The organism is Herpetosiphon sp. NSE202, assembly GCF_042688385.1.
In the GTDB taxonomy this organism is placed as follows: Bacteria; Chloroflexota; Chloroflexia; order Chloroflexales; family Herpetosiphonaceae; genus Herpetosiphon.
On sequence record NZ_JBHUPY010000007.1, the window covers coordinates 203,843 to 222,856 of the forward strand.

General features: G+C 51.4%; 19 protein-coding genes. 9 read left to right on the forward strand and 10 right to left on the reverse strand.

The genetic code is table 11. The features are described from left to right. Positions 1–34: 34 nt before the first annotated feature. The gene (locus ACFMKP_RS10490; protein WP_382291589.1) at positions 35–1,282 is read right to left on the reverse strand and encodes a Stp1/IreP family PP2C-type Ser/Thr phosphatase; all 1,248 of its coding nucleotides are present in this window, start codon (positions 1,280–1,282) and stop codon (positions 35–37) included. A 227-nt stretch (positions 1,283–1,509) separates the two neighbouring features. Here ACFMKP_RS10490 and ACFMKP_RS10495 point away from each other — a divergent pair, with 227 nt between their 5' ends. The 5 genes from ACFMKP_RS10495 to ACFMKP_RS10515 all read left to right on the forward strand — a co-directional run bounded on the left by ACFMKP_RS10495 (position 1,510) and on the right by ACFMKP_RS10515 (position 7,241). Continuing rightward, entirely contained in the window at positions 1,510–2,466 is a 957-nt protein-coding gene (locus ACFMKP_RS10495) for an ROK family protein (protein WP_204755396.1), read from the forward strand. A 90-nt stretch (positions 2,467–2,556) separates the two neighbouring features. Further along, positions 2,557–3,453: an HpcH/HpaI aldolase/citrate lyase family protein gene (locus tag ACFMKP_RS10500; RefSeq protein ID WP_382291591.1), complete on the forward strand. Its 897-nt coding sequence runs from the start codon at positions 2,557–2,559 to the stop codon at positions 3,451–3,453. A gap of 252 nt (positions 3,454–3,705) precedes the next feature. Further along, on the forward strand, positions 3,706–5,508 hold the full coding sequence (gene lepA / locus ACFMKP_RS10505; RefSeq protein ID WP_382291593.1) for a translation elongation factor 4: 1,803 nt from the start codon (positions 3,706–3,708) through the stop codon (positions 5,506–5,508). A gap of 391 nt (positions 5,509–5,899) precedes the next feature. Next, complete coding sequence (locus ACFMKP_RS10510; RefSeq protein WP_382291595.1) at positions 5,900–6,451, forward strand: sigma-70 family RNA polymerase sigma factor; 552 nt, start codon at positions 5,900–5,902, stop codon at positions 6,449–6,451. Next, positions 6,417–7,241 (forward strand): hypothetical protein, encoded by an 825-nt coding sequence (locus tag ACFMKP_RS10515; protein ID WP_382291597.1) that lies wholly within the window; start codon positions 6,417–6,419, stop codon positions 7,239–7,241. Before ACFMKP_RS10510 ends, ACFMKP_RS10515 begins: the two co-directional genes overlap by 35 nt. A 67-nt stretch (positions 7,242–7,308) precedes the next feature. Here the strand turns inward: ACFMKP_RS10515 and ACFMKP_RS10520 are convergent, their stop codons facing one another. The 4 genes from ACFMKP_RS10520 to ACFMKP_RS10535 form a co-directional block, all read right to left on the reverse strand. Beyond that, the gene (locus tag ACFMKP_RS10520) at positions 7,309–7,773 is read right to left on the reverse strand and encodes a permease prefix domain 1-containing protein (RefSeq protein WP_382291599.1); all 465 of its coding nucleotides are present in this window, start codon (positions 7,771–7,773) and stop codon (positions 7,309–7,311) included. Continuing rightward, complete coding sequence (locus ACFMKP_RS10525; protein WP_382291601.1) at positions 7,757–8,104, reverse strand: PadR family transcriptional regulator; 348 nt, start codon at positions 8,102–8,104, stop codon at positions 7,757–7,759. The genes ACFMKP_RS10520 and ACFMKP_RS10525 overlap by 17 nt, the downstream gene beginning before the upstream one ends. Positions 8,105–8,222: 118 nt before the next feature. Next, entirely contained in the window at positions 8,223–8,948 is a 726-nt protein-coding gene (locus tag ACFMKP_RS10530) for a VanZ family protein (RefSeq protein WP_382291603.1), read from the reverse strand. Continuing rightward, positions 8,929–9,705: a hypothetical protein gene (locus ACFMKP_RS10535; protein ID WP_382291605.1), complete on the reverse strand. Its 777-nt coding sequence runs from the start codon at positions 9,703–9,705 to the stop codon at positions 8,929–8,931. The genes ACFMKP_RS10530 and ACFMKP_RS10535 overlap by 20 nt, the downstream gene beginning before the upstream one ends. Before the next feature lie 12 nt (positions 9,706–9,717). Here ACFMKP_RS10535 and ACFMKP_RS10540 point away from each other — a divergent pair, with 12 nt between their 5' ends. Continuing rightward, complete coding sequence (locus ACFMKP_RS10540) at positions 9,718–10,104, forward strand: thiol-disulfide oxidoreductase DCC family protein (RefSeq protein WP_382291607.1); 387 nt, start codon at positions 9,718–9,720, stop codon at positions 10,102–10,104. On the opposite strand, the gene ACFMKP_RS10545 is transcribed toward ACFMKP_RS10540, so the two are convergent. From ACFMKP_RS10545 to ACFMKP_RS10565, 5 genes are all read right to left on the reverse strand, one after another. Then, positions 10,101–10,589 carry a CinA family protein gene (locus tag ACFMKP_RS10545; RefSeq protein WP_382291609.1) on the reverse strand — a complete coding sequence of 163 codons (489 nt, stop codon included), beginning with the start codon at positions 10,587–10,589 and terminating at the stop codon, positions 10,101–10,103. The two genes, ACFMKP_RS10540 and ACFMKP_RS10545, sit on opposite strands and share 4 nt — an antisense overlap. Then, positions 10,579–10,734 (reverse strand): hypothetical protein, encoded by a 156-nt coding sequence (locus ACFMKP_RS10550; protein ID WP_382291611.1) that lies wholly within the window; start codon positions 10,732–10,734, stop codon positions 10,579–10,581. Before ACFMKP_RS10550 ends, ACFMKP_RS10545 begins: the two co-directional genes overlap by 11 nt. A gap of 12 nt (positions 10,735–10,746) precedes the next feature. Then, positions 10,747–11,025 carry an Lrp/AsnC family transcriptional regulator gene (locus ACFMKP_RS10555; RefSeq protein WP_012190730.1) on the reverse strand — a complete coding sequence of 93 codons (279 nt, stop codon included), beginning with the start codon at positions 11,023–11,025 and terminating at the stop codon, positions 10,747–10,749. 241 nt (positions 11,026–11,266) lie between these two features. Beyond that, positions 11,267–13,177 (reverse strand): hypothetical protein, encoded by a 1,911-nt coding sequence (locus ACFMKP_RS10560; protein ID WP_382291613.1) that lies wholly within the window; start codon positions 13,175–13,177, stop codon positions 11,267–11,269. Between the two features lie 83 nt (positions 13,178–13,260). After that, a complete protein-coding gene (locus ACFMKP_RS10565; RefSeq protein WP_382291615.1) occupies positions 13,261–15,522 on the reverse strand; it encodes a S8 family serine peptidase in 2,262 nt (753 codons plus the stop codon). 113 nt (positions 15,523–15,635) lie between these two features. Between ACFMKP_RS10565 and ACFMKP_RS10570 the strand changes: the two genes are divergently transcribed. The 3 genes from ACFMKP_RS10570 (at position 15,636) to ACFMKP_RS10580 (ending at position 18,948) form a co-directional block, all read left to right on the forward strand. Further along, positions 15,636–16,622, forward strand: a complete 987-nt coding sequence (locus ACFMKP_RS10570) for a hypothetical protein (protein ID WP_204755406.1) — start codon at positions 15,636–15,638, stop codon at positions 16,620–16,622. Between the two features lie 393 nt (positions 16,623–17,015). Next, positions 17,016–18,107, forward strand: coding sequence for an oxygenase MpaB family protein (locus ACFMKP_RS10575; protein WP_382291617.1), 1,092 nt, complete (start codon positions 17,016–17,018; stop codon positions 18,105–18,107). Between the two features lie 142 nt (positions 18,108–18,249). Continuing rightward, entirely contained in the window at positions 18,250–18,948 is a 699-nt protein-coding gene (locus tag ACFMKP_RS10580) for a TetR/AcrR family transcriptional regulator (protein WP_204756261.1), read from the forward strand. Positions 18,949–19,014 lie beyond the last annotated feature (66 nt).

Here is a 19,014-nt window from a genome sequence, read left to right on the forward strand (position 1 = left end):
GCACGGGGTTGATGCATTGGAAGAAAAGACCAGGTTATGGAGTTGGGGTTGGTTGTTGCAAGGTTGGCGTAATGCCCGTGGTTGCAGTTGCCAACGGCCCAGTAGTCATAGGAGCTAAGGTTGTGGTTGGCTGGGTTGTTGGCATCAACGAAGGCACGGCCACCACATTTTGGCCTGGCGTTGTCGTCGTATCAGGAAACAGCAAACTCATTGGGGGCAACTTGAAGAAATACAATATCCCTAAGAGCGCCGCCAACACGACCAACGAACCTAGAATGCCCCACCCCGATAAACCACCGCCTTCGGCCTTGGCCGCAGCGCGCGGCGCAGACGCAACAGGACGGGCATGAGCCTCGGCCATCGCTGGAGTCAAACGACCTGAAGCAGTCAGCGGCACGTGCTGTAGGGTTTCATCATCGTGCATCCCAACTACCGCCATAGGCTTGGTGCCAGTTGGCCCAGCAGGCAACTCAAATTCCTCAGTGATCGGGTCGGCACTGCGGGCTGGCGTATTCAGTGGCTGGTTTAATAATGTTTCCAGCAATGGATCATTAGCTTCAAGCTCATCAAGCTCATCAACTTCAACCAACAAAGCGGTGATATTATCGTAACCGCCAACTCCATTGGCCAGATCGATCAGCTTTGGCACAATCTGATCGAATGGCAACGTATTGATCGTACGTAAAATGGTTGCCTCATCAACGAAGCCATGCAAGCCGTCAGATGAGATCAAAAAGCGATCGCCAACCTGAACAGGCTCGCGAAACACATCAACTTGAACCTCGCGTTGATGCCCAACGGCGCGGGTAATGATGTTTTTGATCTTCGACTGTGACGCTTGTTCGCGGGTCATTAAGCCTGCGCGAACTTGCTCTTCAACAAATGAGTGATCAACCGTAATTTGGCGCATCGAGTTATTGCGAATTAAATAGGCTCGACTATCGCCAACATTGGCTAGAAACGCTACATTTTTGAAAACCAGCAAGGCCACCGAGGTGGTTCCCATATTGCCACGGCCACGGTCAAACACAGCCTGATTCGCACTCACGATAGACGTAGTGAGGGCCTTGGGAATATCGGTTTGAACAACGTTCGGAAATGTTGCCAACATGGTTTGCACAGCCGTTTGACTGGCGACTTCGCCAGCTAAATGACCGCCCATGCCATCGCAAACAACAAAAAGTTGGATTCCGTTTGGTAGCGGGTCGCCCACGCCATAGGCATCTTGGTTAACTTCGCGTGAACGCCCAATGTCGGTTTGTGCGCTGTGGCGTAGCTTCATCGATACTCCTGTCAATCCCGGGACGATTTACATCGTGAGTGTATCGGCGCGAGTATAGCATAGGCCGTACTATGCGGCAACAATTGATTCACGGCGTAAAATACATTTTGAGCTATTTTTGTTATTGTATTGATCATCTGGGTGAATGTCTATAGGCAGAAAGCCCAAAAAGCCCTGTGCTATAATTGCGCAATTAAAGATCCGCATGAAAGGTATTGGTTTTTTGTATGGCATTTGCAATCGGGATTGATCTCGGTGGCACCCATTTACGGGCTGCCTTAGTAGACCGAGAAGGTGAAATTCTTGCCCATGAACGGATTCGGACTGAAGCCCACGAAGGTGCCGAGGCAGTGGTTGGTCGGATTACCCAATTAATTAACGCCATGATCGCTGCGGCGAATGGTGAAACAATTGTCGGCGTTGGCATCGCCGCCCCAGGCCCGCTTAATCCTTTTACGGGCACGGTCATTACTATGCCCAATTTGCCAGGCTGGGAGAACTTTCCGATCCGCGAACGAATCGCAGCCCAAGTGCCCTTCCCTGTTGTGCTGGGCAACGATGCCAATCTCGCAGCAGTTGGCGAATGGTTGTTCGGCGGCGGGCGAGGCATGCAAAATATGATCTATGTCACAATTAGCACTGGCGTTGGCGGCGGCGTTATTTGCGATGGCCGTTTGTTGCTTGGCTACAATGGCTTTGCCGCCGAAGTTGGCCACATGGTGCTCGATCCCCACGGCTTTGCTCCAGCTACGCCTACTCCCGCAGGCTCGTGGGAAGCCTTGGCATCGGGCACGTTTTTGGCCTACCACGCTGCTGAAGCGATGCGCGCTGGCACAGAAACGGTGCTTAATCAATTAACCACCCCCGATGCAGTGACGACCCATCATTTGGATCTTGCGGCCCAACAAGGCGACGAGTTGGCAATTCGCTTGATCGAAAACGCTGGTTTTTGGTCGGGCATCGCCTTTGTCAACCTGTTGCATATGTTCAGCCCTGAGGCAATTTTCGTGGGTGGCGGGGTCTCCAACTTAGGCGATCGCCTGCTCAACCCAGCCCGAGCCGAAATTAGCAAACGCGCCTTGCCTGGCTATCGCAATGTGCCAATTCATCAAACCAAAATGGGCGATAACCTTGGCGTGCTCGGTGCCGCCGCCTATGCATTTAGCTCAGTCGAATTCGCCTAGTTCTCTGGCAAGCCGCTCGGTTCCAAAGCATCCCGCTAACGCGTCTTTGGGTCTTGGCGGCTTGGCGTTTTTAGCACAAAGGATTTCAGCATGTCGCTCAGGATTCGCCGCAGTGAAATGACCTGCCCAGCGCATAGCCTCGCCATGATCAGCAAAGCCGCTGTTTCTGAGGCCGATGAGGTCATTATCGATTTGGAAGATGCGTGTGCAGTTTCACAAAAAATTGCTGCCCGCGCTACGGTCATTCAGGCCTTGCAAACGCTTGATTTTGGTCAAAAGCTGGTGGCGGTGCGGCCAAACGCCGTCCAAACTCATTATCACTATCGCGATGTGGTTGAAATTGTCGAGGCTGCTGGTGATAAAATCGACGTGCTGGTGATTCCAAAAATCGAAACTGCTGATGATGTGCGCTTTGTTGATCGTTTGCTGAGCCAAATCGAAGCCAATATTGGCCTTGCGGTTGGTTCGATTAAACTCGAAGTATTAATTGAAGGCACGCGGGCGTTGCAAGCGGTTGAGCACATTGCCAATGCTTCGCCGCGTTTGGAAAGCCTGATTTTTGGTTTGGCCGATTATGCAGGCGATTTGGGCGCACGTTCTGCTGACGATCAATGGGGCATGTTTGCCTACCCCAAGCACAAAATGCTGGTTGCTGCCAAAGCGGCTGGGCTGGCGGCGATTGATAATGTAACGTTTGCCTTCCGCGATTCTGAGGCTTGTCAACGCGATGCTAAGCGGGCCGCTGCGATGGGCTTCGATGGCAAATGGGCAATTCATCCAGCCCAAGTGCCAATCATCAACCAAGCCTTTTTGCCAACTGCCGCCGAAATCGCCGAGGCCCAACGCTTAATCAACGCCTATGCCGCCGCCGATCAAGATGCAGGGTTGGGCGCAATTGCAATTGATGATCAGATGATCGATGCGGCAAGTTTGCGGGTGCATGCCAAAAAATTAGCCCTCGCCCAACGCGCAGGGTTAGTGGAATAGTTCAGAATGATGGTGATTCCCTCACCCCCCAGACCCCTCGCCTACTGAACGCGGGCGAGGGGGAGCAGCCGTGGTTCACCAAGGAATTGGGAGAGAACCACAGGATTAAAGCCCCTCTCCCGTTGGGCGGGAGAGGGGTTGGGGTGAGGGGAACGGATCTCACTAGCCATAACTCAATCAATTTCGTGCCTCATGATATACTGTGAGCAGACTGACATTGCAAGCCCTCACACATAGGACATAAAAAACACAATGGCTGAACAGACGCACATTCGCAACTTTAGCATTATCGCCCACGTCGATCATGGCAAAACTACCCTCTCGGATCGCCTGTTGGAAGTGACCCAAACTCTTTCATCACGCGAGATGCGTGCCCAAACCCTTGATGCCATGGATTTGGAACGCGAAAAGGGCATCACAATCAAGATGCACCCCGTCCGGCTAGAATATACTGCCAAGGATGGTCAACAATATGCCTTGCATATGATCGACTGCCCTGGTCACGTTGACTTTAGCTACGAAGTTTCACGCTCGTTGCAAGCCTGTGAAGGCGCATTGTTGATCGTTGATGCTTCGCAAGGCATCGAAGCCCAAACCTTGGCCAATGTCTACTTGGCGCTCGAAAACAATCTCGAAATTATTCCAATCTTGAATAAAATCGATTTGCCTGGGGCCGAGGTTGAGCGGGTTTCCGAGGAAGTCGAGCATGTGCTGGGCTTGCCACGCGAAGAGATTATTTTGGCTTCGGGCAAGGAAGGCACCGGCGTGCCCGAAATTCTCGAAGCAATTGTCGCCCGCATTCCACCACCAAAAGGGAAGAACGAAGCCCCAGCCCGCGCGTTGATTTTCGATTCGCAATATAACGCCTATAAAGGGGTGATTGCCTATATTCGGGTCGTCGATGGCACGATTCGCACTGGCGATAAATTGCGCTTGATGGGCACCGACGTGCTGACCGAAGCGATGGAAATTGGCTTCTTCCGGCCCGGCATGGTTGCTGGACAATCGCTCAGCGCTGGCGAGGTAGGCTACATCGCGACGGGCTTGAAGTCGGTGCGCGATTGCCAAGTTGGCGATACGATCACTCTAATTGATAACCCTGCAACGGAAACCTTGGCTCCCTACGAACCAGCCAAACCAATGGTCTTTGCTGGTTTGTATCCCGTTGATTCAGGCGATTACACCTTGCTGCGCGATGCGCTCGATAAATTACGCCTGAACGATGCAGCGCTTTCCTTCGAGCCAGAAACCTCAGCCGCCTTGGGCTTTGGCTTTCGGGCTGGCTTCTTGGGCTTGCTGCACATGGAAATTGTTCAAGAACGATTGGAACGCGAATACAACATCGACTTGTTGATCACCGCGCCAAGCGTGGAATATCAAGTGTTGACCCATGCTGGCGAGATTTTGATCATCGATAATCCGTCGGAATTGCCCGATGTTGGCATGATCGATCAAATCGAAGAGCCAATGATGGCGATCAGCATTATCGTACCAACCCGCTATATCGGCGTGGTGATGGAATTGGTCACTGGCAAGCGTGGCGTGTTCCAAAGCATGGATTATCTCGATAAAGAGCGGGTGGTGCTGAAGTACGAAATTCCACTTTCTGAAATTGTGGTCGATTTCTACGATTCGCTCAAATCGCGCACCCAAGGCTATGCCTCGTTGGATTATCATCTGAGCAGCTATCGCACTTCCGATTTGGTGAAGCTCGACGTATTGGTCAATGGCACGCCAGTCGATGCGCTTTCGATGATCACCCACCGCGATAATGCCTATCGCCAAGGCCGCCAATTGGTCGAAAAGCTACAAAAGCTGATTCCACGCCAAATGTTTGAAGTGCCAATTCAAGCAGCAGTTGGCTCACGGGTCATCGCCCGCGAAACCATTCGCGCAATGCGCAAAGACGTGTTGTCGAAATGTTATGGTGGCGACATCAGCCGCAAGCGCAAGCTCTTGGAAAAGCAAAAAGAAGGCAAGAAGCGCATGAAGATGGTCGGCAACGTCGAAATTCCGCAAGATGCCTTTATGGCGGTCTTAAAGCTCGACAGCTAGGCCTGAGATTCCCTCACCCCTCTCCCGTTGGACGGGCGAGGGGATTTTTCGTTCGGTGGTAAAGATCCCCTCTCCCCAGCCCCCTCGCCCGTGACGCGGGCGAGGGGCTTTAAGCCTGTGGTTTTGCATGATTTGTGGTAAACATTGGTGCTCCCCCTCGCCCGCGTTTTCGTGGAAGAGGGGGCTGGGGGGTGAGGGAACGCTCCACTGCCGACCAATCGCTCAAAACCGACCCTTAAAAGGAGCGGGCTGGGGGTGAGGGAATACGAAAACAGCAACTCCACACGCATCAAAACGTGTGGAGTTTTTTTGTGCCTGTGATACTTTGGCATGTTATTGGTATTAACTTACGAACGTTCATTGAGAATCGAACCTAGCGCGAGGTAGCCTCATGACCAATGAGCAGGAGTTAAGTTTTGACCAACTCTATACCACCCATTTCAAAGCAATTTACAACTATGTGTACTACCGAGTGCATAACAACGCCGTTGCCGATGATCTGACGGCGCAGATTTTTGAGCGTGCATTGCGCCATTTTGACCAATATCAACCAGCCAAAGCGCCATTTGTGGTTTGGTTGTTTACCATCGCGCGGCGGGTTGTGCAATCGTATATGCGTCGTCAACGCTTAATCCAATGGTTGCCGCTCGATAGCTTTCGCGAATCGCACAACCAGCACAACCCAGAAACTGTTGTGTTGGCCCAAATCGAACAGCAAGCCTTATTGACGGCGCTGCGAGGGCTGAGCCAACGCGAACAAGAGATCATCACGCTTAAGTTTGTGGCTAGGCTAACCAATCGTCAGATTGCCCAAATTAGCAGCTTAAGCGAATCGAATGTTGGCACAATCGCCGCCCGCAGCTTGCTCAAATTACGCCGTTCACTCAGCCAGTCGCAAGGAGAAACCAATGTCGAAACAACAACCCCAACCTGGTCGCACTGATCGCGGCTTGATCGCCGAAGAAACTGTGCTGAGGCTCTTGAGCGAAAGCGACCCTTCGGCTCAGAGTTCGCTCTATCAGCCGCTTCGCCAACGTTTATTCCAACAAAAAACATATAAGGAGATTAAACCAATGCGGACACCACGTTTTGCTTTGCTGTTTGGCTTGGCGTTGGTCGCGCTGCTGGCGCTAACGCCAGTTCGCAGCAGTTTGGCCGCAGTTTTACAACAATTTGGCTTGATTCGGGTCACTGATCAGGCAACTTCAGGCCAACAATTCCAAGGCCAGCAACTGCCTGCCTATGATCCAAGTTTGCCTGAACCAACCAGCGTGCCAGCACCAAGCATCGCAAGCATCGAAAGCCTTTCAAGCCAACTTGGCAGCCATGTGTATGCTGCAAGCACTGTGCCAGCTGGCTATCAACTTTTGGAGCGCCACATGAACGTTGGCAGCATCGGTTCGACCGTGATTAGCTATTATGCGAATCAACAAGATACGACCAATGCCGATCAGGCAATGATCAGCCTGAGCCAAACCCACCAAACTCAAGCCAATGCCCAAGCCTACGATTTTGCGGTTGGTTCAGCTGCTAGCACACCAGTGCAAGTGCGCGGCGTTAGCGGCCTCTGGATTGAACAAGCACCATTGTTGTTGGCCGACGATGGGACTGGTCATTTCACAACTGTCGGAGTCAATGTATTGGTTTGGAGCGACGGCGCTAATAGCTTCAAACTCGAAAGCAATCGTTTGGACTTAGCAGCAATGAAAGCTTTCGCTGAATCACTCCAATAAATCGAACATCCCTATAATTCAAGCCCAACCCAAATGCAGATTTTGGGTTGGGCTTGAAATTTAAAGGCTAGATTCGCGCCGCAGGTGACCGACGACGTTGGATAAATCCCGCCAAAATTGGCGTGCCAACGCCAAGTGCGGCAATCCACAGCGCTTTGTACAGCACTGGCAAGAAACTAGTGGGGAAATTGCTTGGCACATCGCCAATCAACACCAACATGCCGAGCGTTACCGCAACGCCCACGATATAAATGAGCAGCAGCTGCCACCAAGCAACATGGCCTGTTGCCTGATGCCGCTGCCATGTCGTTGCTAAAATTCGCCCTAATTGATCAGCGCTGCCAAATTGATCCAGCGCAGTTGTCACCGCCGTCGCCTGATCAGCACCTTGCTGCATTGCTTGATCAACCAACGCCTCAAGATGGCTGCGAAGCTCACGAATTTCATCTGTGCGCTGAGCGGCAGGCAAGTTGGAAAATTCGGCAGCCACGGTTTTCAAATAACGTTCAATTCGATCAGATGCTGGGGTCATAGCTCAGTCTCCGTTTGCCCATCAGGGCTTCAATTGCCGTAGCATAGCGTCGCCATGCAGCAATGCGAGTTTCCAACTCGGCCAAACCGGCAGCGGTCAAATGATAGACTTTGCGCGCAGGCCCTTGGGCTTGAATTTCCCACGAGCTGGTCACCCATTCGGAGTTTTCCAGCGTGCGTAACGCAGGGTAGAGCGAGCCTTCACGCATACGCAAAACCTGATCACTATCGCGCTCAATCGCCCGCGCAATTGCATAGCCATGCAACGGGCCATGGGTCAAAACACTGAGAATTAAGGTGGGCAAATCACCCCGAGTTAAGTCAACACTCATTGCACCTCCCATATAGCAACTGGCTAGGAGTATACATAGATTCAAGATGTATGTCAATATGTAACTTATATAGATAAATTAGCTCCTAGCTCCTAGCAATGCAAGCACTAACCTCGTGCTAGTCATCGATCATTGCGCTGCGTGATGGAGTATGATCGCTATGAGCTACCAAGCGATCGTATTTACGCATGGCAAAATTAATCATCAGATAGCCAAGTAGTACACCGATTGCATTCATTAACACATCATCAATGTGGGTAATTCGAAATTGATAGCCAAAGATTAACCCAGTCACTAGCTGAATTGTTTCTGTACTAAAGCCAACCAGCAGCGCAATAGCAAACACGCTTTGGATGCGGAGCTTTTTGAATAAGCGTAAAAATATCCCAAACGGAATGGTAAGAATTATGTTGAGGAGATACGATTTGAGTAATCTTAAGACATCATCATGTTCATCAAACACAAAATATTGTTGCTTAAAGGGAATCAGATAGATAGCTTCGCGATAAGGATAATTTTTGATAGTATTCCAAAGTGATATACCATGATAATTTATTGGTAAACAGATTTGGGCAATTAACCCAAAAATATAGACTATGAAAAGACAATACAGCATTACTTTATATCTAGGTTTATCGTTTTTCAGCATCCATAATGCTAAGGGGATAATAATAATCAGCGAATAGCCAAGAAATGCTAATGTTTGGCGTAGCATATCGTATGCATCATCCATGCTAAAACAGTCGAGTTCATAACTCTGTGCAAGATCATTGAGGCTGAGTGGAGTTGAGCAATCTATGCGTGCAGGAATGGGAAGAAGAAGACTAAATTGCGGCAGTTGCAAGCTCGCTGATGCTTAAATTGCGAATTTCTAAGGCTTGGGCTTGGTGGGCCAGCACGCCGCCACGCACAATCCCGCGCGGTGAAACCTGAGCATATTGGTTATCGAGCCAGAGAATCAAGCCTAATTTGCTGGTTGGCAGATTGTGTGTTTTGAGCACCAATTGCTGATCCAGCCAAAATTCGACCCGATCGGCATACCAATCGATTTGATAGTGTTGCCAAGCATTCCATTTGAGCTGAATCGGCTGGCTGCGCACGCCCAAGGCCAATTGCAGCAAGGGCAAGCAACAGCGTTGGCGCAACCAGCTATTTTGGCTGAGCAAAACGGCCAAGGGAGCAAGTGGTAACAAAGCCAAACACAGCGCCAAACGCGGCACAAAACTCATCGCGAGCCAGCCATTGCTCGCACCATTAGCAGTTAATTCAAGTTTGCTGGCCGCGCTTGCATAGAAAAACCACAACGCTTGAGGCAAACGCAAACGCCGCAAGCCAGTGCCAGCAGGATCATTCCACCAACCAAAGCCTGCGGTACCCACAAAATGCTCAGGATCACCACAAAACTGGGCTTCAAGGTGCAAGCGAACTGGCGCATGCCAACATAAATCGCCAGCAACATAATCATCCAATTGCGCATCGCTATAAACTATGCGATCATGCTTGGTAAGGGCTAAGCGCACTCCAGCAGCAAGCGGCTGAATCTCAGCATTGTTGGGTGTCCAAGCATGCCAGCGCCGCCCCCAAAACGAGCGAAACGTCATTAGGAGACTCCTATGTCGCAAGCATTGTTAATTTTTGATGGAACCTGCGATTTTTGCACCCGCGCCGCCCGTTGGATCAAAAAACTCGATCGCCAGCAACGAATTCGGATTGAGCCATTTCAAAAAGCTGGCATTCCCGAATCGGTTGGCTTAACCTATGCCCAATGCGAGCAAGCAGCATGGCTGCAAACCAGTGATGGTATATTGTGGCGCGGAGCTGGGTCGGTTAATGCGGCGCTGAGCATTGCCACAGGCAAGCGTTTGCCATTGATTTTGTACCAAATGTGGGGCATCCGCCAGATTCAAGATAGCGTCTACAAACTGATTGTCAAATATCGCCATCGGATTCCAGGCGATACCCCGCATTGCCAACAGTTTCCCGCCGATTGCGCGCGCTAAGCAGCGTTCAACTGTTCGAGCAGCCATTCAAGCGCCCGTTGCGCCGAAGCCTGCTTATTGCCCAGCCGATCGTAGGGCCAAATATGTTGCTCGACCAAGGCTTGATTCGGCAAAGCCAAACCTAAATACACTAAGCCGACTGGCTTTTCAGCGCTGCCGCCACCAGGCCCAGCAATGCCAGTCGTGCTTAGGCCAACCGTCGCGCCAAGTGCTTGGGCTGTGCCTTGAGCCATGGCTAAGGCTGTTTCTGCACTCACCGCGCCAACCGTTGCGAGGGTTGAAGCTGGCACATGCAAAAGCTGCTGTTTGGCGCTGTTGGCATAGGCGATGATGCCGCCCAAATAAACCACAGAGCTGCCAGCAATGTTGGTCAGCCAATCGCCTAGCAAACCACCAGTGCACGATTCGGCGGTAGCGAGCGTCCATTGGCGTTGGGCCAAGGCCGTAATGACTGCTTGGGCTAAGGCCATCGATTTAGCCTGCACGCTGTTTGCCAAGTAATTGAAATGCCGTAAAGCCTAAATAAATAATAGCACCAATAATTAAAAGCTTGATTAGGCCCTTAAACAGCGTGCCAACAAACAATAAGGCCAGAATGACCACAATAATTTGCACAAGTTTACGATTCATTATCGATTCCTTCTATGATAAGCCAATATCCCACGTGGCGGCGATTTCTTCTTTGGTGAATGAACGGAAGGCTAAAACCGTCGAGGTGCGCACAATCCCCTTTAGGCTGCCAATTTGGTCGGGCACGGTTTTGGCCAGTTGATCGTAATCGGCCAAGCGCACAATTGCGATAATATCCCATTCGCCGGTAACCGAGTAAACCTCGGCCACGCCTTCAATCGCGGTCAGGCCAGCTGCTACCCCATTGGCGGCACTTGGTTCTGTTTGAATATGCACAAATGCGGTGATCATTGCTGGTTCCTCGCCATAGAATGCAAAAAATTCAGCTTATTTTAACATATTTGCCATGCGCCAAGCGTACAAGGGTTAATTATATAAGCCCCTCACCCCCAACCCCTCTCCCGTGGCGCGGGCGAGGGGCTTTTCGTTGCCTAGATTTTGCCATGAATTATCATGGAAACATGGTCTTTCATAATCTAGCTCCCCCTCGCCCGCGTTCAGTGGGAGAGGGGGCTTGGGGGGTGAGGGAAGCTTAGGGCAGTAGGCGCAAGCGTTGCAACCTCACTGTTTGCTGCTCAGCGCCAGCCACCACCGGATCAAGCCGCAGCATACCAATTTGGCCTTGCCAAGTTGGAATTTGGCTCAGATCGAGGGTATAGGTATGCAGCGCGCCATCACCAATCACATCCCAAGCAACCGAATGATCTTCAGTTGCGCCTTCGCCTGGAGCCATCCAATACAGTTGGCCGTGTTGATTGGGCAAGCTGGTGGCCATCGTAATTTCTAGTTTGCGCCATTGAGCACTATCAAGCGTGATGCGTGGGCTAAGCAAATGCGGGTCTTGCTCGGGCACAAATTGCCAAGCATCAACCCACGTCGTGCCAGCGATAAAATTCTCGCGCCAACCCAAACTCCAATCTTGCCAATGCCAATCGGGCATACCTTGAGGAATGGGGTCGAGCTTAAAGTAGCTGGCATAGGTCAGGGTAATTGGTTGCGCTTGGTGCAAAAACGGCGCAAAGCATTCAGCCACCGCTTGCGGCTCTAAGCCATAGCGTTCGAGCAAAATTGGGCTAGGCGCAACCGCCTGCTGATCGAGCCAAACTGGATAGCCAGAGCTAGTGGTATCGACAATTTTGGCGCTAATTTCCAAGCAGCCATGCTGCCAATCGCCAGGGCTGACACTGAGCGGCAGACTATTTGGGCGGGCAAATTCATATTCTGCATACAAGGCTTGCAAGCCATTTGGCACGAGATAAAAATCATTGCTGCTGCCAATTTGGGCCAATTCAGTAATGATCATGCGATCTTGATCGTTGGCAGCATTGCCGTTGGCTTTAATTTGCCAGCCATTGTTTAAAGCCAAGCCAACCAAAGCCGCGCTGAGGGCTGGCTGCCACCACGGCCAACGCGCCAAACTGAGTGTATTTAGCGCCAGCGTGATCAACAAGGCCCACGGCGGCAAGCAGGCAATCCAAAATTCAATATTATCTGGCTCCCACCAGCCAAAAAAGAGGCTGTAGCTTACCAGCCAGGTTGTGGCCAGCAACACCAACGGGCGGGATTGGACCCAAATCTGCCGCCAACGCCAGCCAATCAGGCCAAGGCTTGCCAGCAAAACGACACCCCCAAGCCAGCCATGAATCGTATGTTGCCAACCGCTAAGCAAATTGCCAACACTCGTTGCGCTTGGCGTAGCACCCCACAAGCCAGTATTGGCATATTCAAACAGCCATTGTTGGATTTGTGGCCAGCTGCGAAAGCCACTCAAGCCAAACATCACAAGCGCATAGCTACCGCCAACTACCAGCAAGCCAACCAAAGCATAGTGGATGAATGCCCGCCAGCGTTGGCTCCATAGCGTGGATTGCCAATTGGCACTCAGCCAAACCGCCAGCACTGGCAACAACCACAACACATTAGTTTGATGAAACAGAATCGCGCCGCTATGCGCCAAACCAAGCCAGCGCCATAAGTTCACGTTTTGGGGCGTTTCAGCCAAGCGCAGCAACAAACCGGTGGCAATAATCAAAAACAAGCCAGCCAAGGTATAGACCTCGACTTCAACCGCGTAATACCACCAGGCATATGCGCCGCCAACCAGCAGACTGCCAATGCTCGCCAACCATGCTTGCTTGGTGAGGCGATAAAGCAACCTCCACCAGATGATCACGCCGCTTGCGCCAGCCAGCACATTGAGCAATTGCAACGGTCTAAAAGCCATGCCCTGATAGCCCACAACCTGACTGAATCCATAAACAATTTCGCCAAGCGGCCCATACAACAAATGATGGGGATGAAACGATTCGCGCCACGGTTTGGCTTGCACCGCCGTCGCATACGAATAGGCATCGAAAGTATGAATCTGCGTGAGCGTTAGGCTATAGAGCAGAACTAAGCCCAGCCACGCCAAACCAAGCTTTAAACGAAATTGTTGCTGCATTGCGGTATCCAGAAAGCGCGCTAAAACAATGACACAGCCTGTTGTTACAGACTGTGCCATAGTACCATTGAATGACATTCAGCTTATTTGGTCGTCCAAGGCAGATAGACTTTATAGCTAACTGCTGGAGCGGTCACGATAACCGTACCTTGCATATTGCTGTGCAACGTACAGACATAACTGAAGCTACCAACCGTATCAAAGGTTACTGCATACTCTTGGTTTTGGCTCAGAGTGCCCGACTCCCAAGTAAATGGGGTTTGAGTACGGGTTGTGTCATGGGGAGCGCTATCAAGGTTGCGCCACAGAACATTGGTACCCAAGGTAACCGTAATGGGAGTTGGGCTAAAGCGGAAGTTTTGAATGTTGACGGTTTGGGTCGCGGTGTAGGCAAAGTTTTGGGTTACGCTCTGATTGAGTGCAACCGTGACTGTTGCCACTTGCGTTTCCAAGGCCATCAAATCGCTCGCGATCGTGTAAGTGCCTGGCGCTAAGGTCAAGCTATACACCCCTTGAGCGTTGGTTTCGGTCGTCACGTTGCCTGGGTTAGCGGTGATCACCGCGCCAGCACGGCCAATGCCGTTGAGGGTCACGCTACCAGTTGCAGTACCAGTTGGGCCACCACTAAAAGCAAAATCTTCGGTAGTAACTTGGCCTTTGACAATCGTCACTTGGCGGGTAATTGGATCTTGGCCTGGTACAGTTACGGTGGCGGTATACACGCCTGATGGCAAGCTGGTGCTATAGACACCAGTGGTTTTGCCAAATTCAACCACGCCAACGCTGTTTTCCAAGCGCACGGTGGCCGAAGTTGCGGCAGTGCCATTAAGCGTGATGCGGCCTTGCAAGGTTGGGGCAATTGCGGTCAAGGCATTGACATAGCCATGGCCAAAGGTGTTGTTTGGAATGCTTGAGCCAGGTACGCCACCACAGGTTTCGGTTGAAGGAGCAGCGGTTGCGGTTTCTTGCAAGATTGCGCGCGTCAGATCAACTTGGCCTTGCAATTCTGGCCGAGCTGACCACAACAAGGCCACCACACCAACCACGTGCGGGCTAGCCATACTCGTCCCGTTGCTTGAGCCATAGCTGGTGTCACTGCTGCGGGTAGCCGAACGAACACTAACCCCTGGAGCAGAAATATCAGGGCCAAGTCGGCTTACGCCGTTATTGGTAGCAGGGCCACGGCTGCTAAAATCAGCAATTAGACTAGCAGAATCGTGGGCACCAACTGTAAAGCTTTCAGGATAAATTGCGACTGGTGTTCTAATCGAGCTACAGCCCTCATCACCATAATTTCCGGCCGAAGCCACAAACATAATCCCAGCATTGGTCACGTTTTGAACTGAGGTCTGAATCCCATCAGCAGGCGTATTATTACAGCCTTCATCTGCTGGACAGCCCCATGAGTTGTTAATCACATGCGGAGCTTTGCTGGGGTCGCCTTCAGCGCTGGTGCCAGCACTTGGGAATGGAGCCAACATCCAGTCGATACAGCGGATATAGGTTGCAGGTGTCCCAGCACCAGCATCCATGTTGCGGCAGGCAATCCACTTCGCACCTGGCGCAACCCCAATTTGCTCACCAGAGCCGTTATCACCAACCACTGTCCCAACAGTGTGAGTCCCGTGTGAGTTATCGTCACATGGTGCGTTAATCGCAATCCCACAGGGGTTGGTGCCACCTAATGAGGTACGAATACCATCATACCAGTTGTAATCGTGGCTGGCAGTTGTGCCGTTCCAGCCGCGATATTTGTTCTTGATGGCGGCGTGCGTCCAGCGCACCCCAGTATCTTCGCCAGCAATCACAATCCCTTGGCCAGTAATACCCTTGGCCCAGACTTGCGGAGCTTTAACGTAGTTCACACCCCAGGTTATTGCATTGACTGCTTGTGGTGCGGGGCTGGTTTCAGCAACAGGGTTTTCAACCTTGGCCACAATCGTATCTTCGATCAATTGCTTGACGCTGGCTTGTTCAGCCAACCATTGAGCGCTGGCTAAATCAAGCGTCGCATACACGGCGTTGACTGAAAGAAAGCCTTCTGATTGAATTCCACGGTTGCTGAGTTCGTTTAGGAGCGGGGTTTGATCGCGTTGGGCTTGTTGGCGCAAGGCGGCGACAACGGCAGCACCTTTGGCTTCTTTGCTTGCTAAGCGATCAGCGAAGTTGGTGTCGACTTGGGCGTGTAACAACACCAAGGTTGGTACTCGTTGGCCTGCATTCAGCTTGGCCAGAAGGGCTGAATCGGCCTTGTTGGCCAAGCGATCGGGTGTGTTGGCGGAGGCGCTTGGCAGACAAAAGCCCGCTAACACCATCAGGAGAATGAATGGTTTGAACAGACGCATAGGCTCCCCACAACAGGTAAAAGATATTAACTTAGCTGCAAGTATAGCAAACTTTTGGGCATGGTAAAATAGCATGATGCTGATAGATTGCGACATGCTTGAAATGGACGATTATGGAAGATTTTTTGCGCCGAGCAGCGGCGGATTTACATATTGGGGTTGAACAAACCAGCCCAACCACGTGGACATTAACTATTCCCGGCAGCTTGGCTCGGGTTTTTGGCAAAGAAACAGTCTTGGTCACAACTGATAAACAAGTTGCGGCGCTCGACCCTGATCTACAATTGCTTTCGCCCAACTCATCGTTAACCTTGCGCCTCGCCGAGCAGTTGCGTTCACGCGGGCGGCCAACCCACCGCGCGCGCTTGGAATGGTATCCTGATCAAGCTAGCTTGTTGGCCGATGTGCAGCAAGCGCAGCTAATTCAAGGCCCAGCCTTGCAAATTAGCGCCTTGCAACAGCATATTGTGCTGCGGATTACCTTCCGCATTCGTTTTGAGCGCGAAGTGATCGAAGAAAAAATGGTGGCTTGTTGTGTCGATTATGAAACTGGCCAAGTTTGGCCCACGGTTACCGACATCACCAATCTGCGTGAGCAATTAACGCCCTTGCCCACAACCGGCCTAACCGAGGAGCACGTGAATGTCGCCTTGCACCATGCTCGGCGCTGGCTCGAACGCTTGCTCTACCCGCAAAAAGCCCTGCACGAAGCCCAACTTGCCCAATTGCTGGCGGTCGAAAAAGCGCGCATCAATGCCTTCTACGATGCCCTAGAGGAAGATTCAGGCTTAGCCTTGGGGGCCAAAGAGGGCGAATCGAACAAACAATACGCGCTCGAAGAAGAACGCAAACGCTTGCTTGATGAGCAAGAATATCGTTATGCGCTTTCGCTAGCCGCCGAAACGGTAAGCGTCGCCACCCTCCACGTGCCAGTTTTGCACATTGGCAGCAAACAACAAGCACAATTAATCGCGATCTCGCCCTTGTTTGAGCCAATGATTCAATTGCCCCATTGCCAAGCCTGTGGCCGTCAAGCAAGCTTAGTCCAACACAAAAATCAACTTGTTTGCAATGTTTGCCATCAAGTGCTCGCTCAATAGTGTTTTTTTTCAAGCCAATTTTAGTTCCCTCACCCCCCAACCCCTCTCCCGTGGCGCGGGCGAGGGGGAGCACCCGTTTTTATCAGGGATTTTTGCACGAACCACGGCGTTAAAGCCCCTCGCCCGCGCCACGGGAGAGGGGTTGGGGTGAGGGGATCTTAACTACTACCCTTGAAAGGGAGAGGGGTTCGTTAACTCACACAATTCATCTATTAACAAAAGTTAATAAATTGATCGGACTTAAGGCGCTTGCACGGGCTGCCAAACACCCCTATGATACTAGCCAAGCATAGATCCTTTGGCCACGAGCATTTCACCCTTTCTATGCACATCGGTCATACCAGCCACTAGGCTTGGCTTTACCCTGATCGTTGGAGAATTGAAAGGGGAAGTATGCGTTACACCCAAGCATATCTTGAAGCGTTGCGTCCAATTGGCGACCCTGCCGCCGATAGTTTAATTGCCCAGTTGGCTGCTCATGGCGATTTAGCGCGCGTAAGCCAAGTGCTGCGCCAAATTGCCAAAAACGACCAGCCATCGCCCCACGATTTGCCGCCGCTGCTCATTGCATGGCTCGCACAACATTCTACTCCTCCTGCAACGATCGATTGGCAACGAATTAATAATGGGGCAGCTTTTTTTGCCCGCTATGGCATGGCAATTACGGTTGTGCTCTCAACCGCCGCGTTGGTTGGCTGTTATGCGGCCCAAAAAGGGGTCAAAGTGCTCACCCAAACCCAGCGCTTGCAAACCGAACCCTACCGCCGCGTCACCGAATCGGGCCATTTTGTGATGGCAGTCTTGCAACCAAATGCTTTACAAGCCAATGGCGAAGGATTGCAGATCATTCAAAAAGTGCGCCTGATGCACGCCGCTGTGCGCTACCACATTGACCAAGCTGGCCAATGGAATTACAGCGAACTGGGGGTGCCAATTTGCCAAGAAGATATGTTGGGCACGCTGATGGTGTTTTCGTATGGCGTAATTTGGGGCTTGGAGCAACTTGGCTATCGCATCGCCAAGCAGCAAGCAGAGGATTTTCTGTATACGTGGAATCTGATTGGCAGCTTGATTGGCATCGATCCTGCCAGCTTGCCACGCTCAATCGCCGAAGCCGAAGATTTGGCCTATAGCATTTCGAACCGTCAGCATGGCCCTTCGGACGAGGGCCGCGAACTGACCCAAGCACTGCTGGCAATGCATACGGGGCTATTACCAAGCCGTTTTTTCGATGGCATGGTTCCCGCATTGATCCAGCATTTGGCAGGTGCTGAGGTGGCGGCATGGATGGGCGTGCCCCAAACCCGCTGGAAATATGCGCTACGCTATCTTAAAGCGCTCAACAGCGCCATGCGGACGATTACCCAGCACGTTCCTCTAATCGATACCCAATTCGATCGCTTAACATTTTTGTTGTTGCAACGCTGGACGGGCGCAATTCATCGTGGCGAGTTGAGCGCAACCCTCAATGAATGGAGCGCTTAATTCAATCAAGCCCCCCGCTAATGCTACACTAAAGCCAATCTGGCGCTTGCCACGATTGGTCTTTTTTAGGTCTTGACAGTATTCGATTTACAGTGTAAATTCATTTATAAGATTTACACTGTAAATCTATTGAGGTTTTGGAATGGCGCGAACGCGGAATCATGTACTCAATGCTGAAACAACCGTTCAAATTAAGCAAGCAGCTCGCCAACTTATGGCGCAGCATGGCACAGCAGGCTTATCAATCCGAGGGATTGCCAAAGTGCTGTCGGTGAGTCCTCCGGCGCTGTATCACTACTTTGCCAACTTGGACGACCTGATTACAACCTTAATCGCTGATAGTTTTAATAGTTTGGCCGATCGCTTGGATGAGGTCGGACTCAAAAGCCGAACCAAGACCAAGGCAGGCCGCTTATTAGCTGTGCTCGAAGCCTATCGCAGCTGGGCGTTTGAGCATCCAATCGATTTTCAACTGATCTATGGGAATCCGATTCCAGGCTATAACGCCCCGCGCGAAATTACCGTACCTGCCGTGGTGCGCACGTTTGTCACCCCAGTACGCTTGGCCGATTTAGCCATCAAAGCTGGCGAATCGAGCCTCAACGAATTTGTCATGACCGAGGCCTGTGCCGAACGCATGACCGCCATGATTACCCAAAATAACTATCCAGTTTCGCTTGAATCGATGTATGTTGTGATGACGCTTTGGACGCAAATTCATGGCCTGATTATGCTGGATTTATACGGGCATCTTAGCTCGAATGTTGGCAATGCTGAGGAATTCTATCGCCATCGGGTGATGGAAATGCTGCACAGTTTTGGCTTTCACGACTTAACTTAATCAACCTGGCAATGACACTTAAATTGGCCTTGGCAATAAGGCTGAGCTTGCTGTTGCCAAAATTAA

Excerpts from the sequence above, each read along its gene's own strand:
- ACFMKP_RS10515 (WP_382291597.1), top strand. The coding sequence starts at position 6,417 with ATGTCGAAACAACAACCCCAACCTGGTCGCACTGATCGCGGCTTGATC.
- ACFMKP_RS10580 (WP_204756261.1), top strand. The coding sequence starts at position 18,250 with ATGGCGCGAACGCGGAATCATGTACTCAATGCTGAAACAACCGTTCAA.
- ACFMKP_RS10570 (WP_204755406.1), top strand. The coding sequence starts at position 15,636 with ATGGAAGATTTTTTGCGCCGAGCAGCGGCGGATTTACATATTGGGGTT.
- ACFMKP_RS10510 (WP_382291595.1), top strand. The coding sequence starts at position 5,900 with ATGACCAATGAGCAGGAGTTAAGTTTTGACCAACTCTATACCACCCAT.
- ACFMKP_RS10520 (WP_382291599.1), bottom strand. The coding sequence starts at position 7,773 with ATGACCCCAGCATCTGATCGAATTGAACGTTATTTGAAAACCGTGGCT.
- ACFMKP_RS10560 (WP_382291613.1), bottom strand. The coding sequence starts at position 13,177 with ATGCAGCAACAATTTCGTTTAAAGCTTGGTTTGGCGTGGCTGGGCTTA.
- ACFMKP_RS10550 (WP_382291611.1), bottom strand. The coding sequence starts at position 10,734 with ATGAATCGTAAACTTGTGCAAATTATTGTGGTCATTCTGGCCTTATTG.
- ACFMKP_RS10535 (WP_382291605.1), bottom strand. The coding sequence starts at position 9,705 with ATGACGTTTCGCTCGTTTTGGGGGCGGCGCTGGCATGCTTGGACACCC.
- lepA (WP_382291593.1), top strand. The coding sequence starts at position 3,706 with ATGGCTGAACAGACGCACATTCGCAACTTTAGCATTATCGCCCACGTC.
- ACFMKP_RS10575 (WP_382291617.1), top strand. The coding sequence starts at position 17,016 with ATGCGTTACACCCAAGCATATCTTGAAGCGTTGCGTCCAATTGGCGAC.
- ACFMKP_RS10490 (WP_382291589.1), bottom strand. The coding sequence starts at position 1,282 with ATGAAGCTACGCCACAGCGCACAAACCGACATTGGGCGTTCACGCGAA.
- ACFMKP_RS10555 (WP_012190730.1), bottom strand. The coding sequence starts at position 11,025 with ATGATCACCGCATTTGTGCATATTCAAACAGAACCAAGTGCCGCCAAT.
- ACFMKP_RS10540 (WP_382291607.1), top strand. The coding sequence starts at position 9,718 with ATGTCGCAAGCATTGTTAATTTTTGATGGAACCTGCGATTTTTGCACC.
- ACFMKP_RS10565 (WP_382291615.1), bottom strand. The coding sequence starts at position 15,522 with ATGCGTCTGTTCAAACCATTCATTCTCCTGATGGTGTTAGCGGGCTTT.
- ACFMKP_RS10525 (WP_382291601.1), bottom strand. The coding sequence starts at position 8,104 with ATGAGTGTTGACTTAACTCGGGGTGATTTGCCCACCTTAATTCTCAGT.
- ACFMKP_RS10500 (WP_382291591.1), top strand. The coding sequence starts at position 2,557 with ATGTCGCTCAGGATTCGCCGCAGTGAAATGACCTGCCCAGCGCATAGC.
- ACFMKP_RS10495 (WP_204755396.1), top strand. The coding sequence starts at position 1,510 with ATGGCATTTGCAATCGGGATTGATCTCGGTGGCACCCATTTACGGGCT.